3 protein-coding genes are annotated in these 2,979 nt (G+C 67.5%); all 3 read left to right on the top strand.

Annotation, left to right across the window (positions count from 1 at the left end):
* The first annotated feature begins 153 nt into the window (after positions 1–153).
* The 3 genes from ACWGO0_RS13850 to ACWGO0_RS13840 all read left to right on the top strand — a co-directional run bounded on the left by ACWGO0_RS13850 (position 154) and on the right by ACWGO0_RS13840 (position 2,891).
* On the top strand, positions 154–819 hold the full coding sequence (locus ACWGO0_RS13850) for an amino acid ABC transporter permease (protein ID WP_453532983.1): 666 nt from the start codon (positions 154–156) through the stop codon (positions 817–819).
* Complete coding sequence (locus tag ACWGO0_RS13845; protein ID WP_453532980.1) at positions 816–1,742, top strand: amino acid ABC transporter permease; 927 nt, start codon at positions 816–818, stop codon at positions 1,740–1,742. Before ACWGO0_RS13850 ends, ACWGO0_RS13845 begins: the two co-directional genes overlap by 4 nt.
* A gap of 99 nt (positions 1,743–1,841) precedes the next feature.
* Positions 1,842–2,891, top strand: a complete 1,050-nt coding sequence (locus ACWGO0_RS13840) for an iron-siderophore ABC transporter substrate-binding protein (RefSeq protein ID WP_453532978.1) — start codon at positions 1,842–1,844, stop codon at positions 2,889–2,891.
* The last annotated feature ends 88 nt before the right edge of the window (positions 2,892–2,979 follow it).

Below are 2,979 nucleotides of genomic sequence, written 5' to 3'. Positions count from 1 at the left end.
CTGTGGGGGCGGGGGGGGCGCCCCTGGCTCTGTCCTAGGTGGGCGGGGTGTTCCATCCTGGCCGCCCCGCGGCGCGGGGGCGCCGGGGGGCGGGGGCCCCCCCCCCGGGGGGGCCCCACCGGGCCCTCCCCCTACGCGAAAGCGCGGGACATCGTGTTCGACTTCCTTGAAGGCTATGACCTGCTCGGGGCCTTCTGGGTGACGGTGCAGCTCACCCTCTATTCCGGCGCCGGCTCCCTCGTCTGGGGCACGATTCTGGCCGCGATGCGGGTCAGTCCCGTACCCCTGATGCGCGGTTTCGGCACCTGCTACGTCAACATCGTGCGGAACATCCCGCTCACGGTGATCATCATCTTCACCTCGCTCGGACTCTTCCAGACGCTCGGGATCAGCCTCGGCGCGGAGGACTTCACGACCATCAACTTCCGGCTCGCCGTGCTCGGACTGACCGCCTACACCGCCGCGTTCGTCTGTGAGGCGCTGCGGTCCGGCATCAACACCGTGCCCGTGGGCCAGATCGAGGCGGCGCGCGCCATCGGCCTCAGCTTCACCCAGACCCTGCGTCTCGTCATCCTTCCGCAGGCGTTCCGTTCCGTGGTCGGCCCCCTGGCGAACGTCCTGATCGCGCTGACCAAGAACACCACGGTGGCCGCGGCGATCGGTGTCGCCGAAGCCGCACTGCTGATGCGGGAGATGATCGAGAACGAGGCCCAGCTCATCCTCATCTCCGGCGTCTTCGCCTTCGGATTCGTCTGCCTCACCCTGCCGACCGGGCTCTTCCTGGGCTGGGTGAGCAAGAAGGTGTCGGTGCGGCGATGAAGTCCCCCCTGTACGACGCCCCGGGGCCGCGCGCCAAGCGGCGCAACGTCGTGTACACCCTGCTGTTCCTGGTGGCCCTGGCCGCTGTCCTGTGGTGGGTGTACGGCAGCCTCGTCGAGAAGAACCAGCTCGAATGGGAGAAGTGGAAGCCCTTCTTCACCGACTCCCGCGCCTGGACCACGTACATCCTGCCGGGGCTGCAGAACACCGTCGTCGCGGCCTCCCTCGCCATGGTCATCGCCCTGCCCCTCGGAGCCTTCTTCGGTATCTCCCGGCTCTCCGATCACCGGTGGGTACGCGCCACGGCCGGCACCGTCGTGGAGTTCTTCCGCGCCATTCCCGTACTGATCCTGATGCTCTTCGCCAACGCCGCGTTCTCCGAGTTCACCGATGTCAGCCCCGACACCCGTCCGCTGTACGCGGTGGTCACCGGGCTCGTGCTCTACAACGCCTCGGTGCTCGCCGAGGTGGTGCGGGCCGGAATCCTGTCCCTGCCCCGCGGACAGACCGATGCCGCCAAGGCGATCGGTATGCGCAAGGGGCAGACCATGCTGCACGTGCTGCTCCCGCAGTCCGTCACCGCGATGCTGCCGGCGCTCGTCAGCCAACTGGTGGTCATCGTCAAGGACACGGCGCTCGGCGGCGCCATGCTCGGCTTCTCGGAACTGCTGGCCTCGGTGCGCCCGATGAGCGCCAACTACGGCGCCAACACCATCGCGAGCTTCACCGTCGTGGCGGTCATCTTCATCGTGATCAACTTCGCCCTCACCACCTTCGCGAGCTGGCTGGAGGGCATGCTGCGGCGCGGCAAGAAGTCGACCGGCGCGGTGGTGGGTGCCGACGCCGTGGAGGAACTGGCGACTCCGGGCGAGCACATCGGGCCGGGCGGGCCGGGTGGTACGGGCGGCGGCGCCGACCGGTGAGCCGGTGGACTTTCGGTAACGGCACCCCGGTTGAACCGGGGTGCATGATTAGCTTAGGCTTGCCTAACTCTCACCGTTCGCCAATCATGAGGAACACCAATGCTCGGGTCCACCCGCGTGCGTCGTCACACCGTTGCAGCCTCGGCCACCGCCGCCGCGCTCGCACTCGTCCTGGGCGGCTGCTCGTCCGGCAGCGACGACGACAAGAAGTCGACGGAGTCCTCGGCGAAGGGCGCGGGAGCCTTCCCCGTCTCGGTCAAGAGCTCTCTGGGCACCGCGGAGATCGAGGCGAAGCCCGAACGGATCGTCACCCTCGGCCAGGGATCCGCCGAGACGGCGATCGCGCTCGGCCACACCCCCGTGGGCATAGAGAACTACGAGTGGGGCAGCGACAAGAGCGGCTACCTGCCGTGGATCAACGAGGCTGTGAAGAAGTCGGGCGACAAGCTGCCCAAGCAGTTCACGGGCGGCGAGGACATCGACTTCGAGGCCATCACCGAGCTCGAGCCGGACGTCATCCTCGCCCCGTGGTCGGGTGTCACCCAGGAGCAGTACGACATCCTGAAGGACATCGCCCCGACCGTGGCCTACCCGGACCAGGCGTGGAGCACCGACTGGGACCAGCAGATCGACATCATCGGCAAGGCCCTCGGCCAGACCGAGGACGCCAAGGGTCTCAAGACGAAGATCGAGAAGCAGCTCGCCGACGCCGCGGCCACCCGGCCGAACTACAAGGACGTCACGTTCTCGTACATCTACAACACCGGCCCCGGCACCCTCGGCGTCTTCAAGCCCGAGGAGCAGCGCGTCAAGATGGTCTCCTCCCTCGGACTGACCGTCGACCCGGTGGTGAACACCTTCAAGGAGACCGAGGGCACCGACTCGGCGCTCATCGGCCTGGAGAACGCCGAGAAGCTGAAGGACAGCGACGTCGTCTTCACGTTCTACACGGACGCCAAGAGCCGCAAGGAGATCGAGGCGCAGCCGCTGTACGGCGCGATCCCCGCGATCAAGAGCGGTGCCGTCGTCGCCAGTAACGACAACCCCTTCGTCACGGCTTCCTCGATCATCAACCCGCTCACCGTCCCGTGGGTGATCGACCGCTACCTGCCGCTGATCGACAAGGCCGTCGCCGCCTCGGCCAAGTAGGAACCGAAGGCAGGCAGGACTCTGCGGGCATCCGTATGACCACCACCGCACAGGCACCGCCGAGCGGCGCCGGTACCTCGCGTACCGG

Source organism: Streptomyces sp. NPDC055749 (assembly GCF_053617235.1).
The sequence above is the reverse complement of the archived record's forward strand: the minus strand, read 5'-3'. Positions and strand labels throughout refer to the sequence as shown.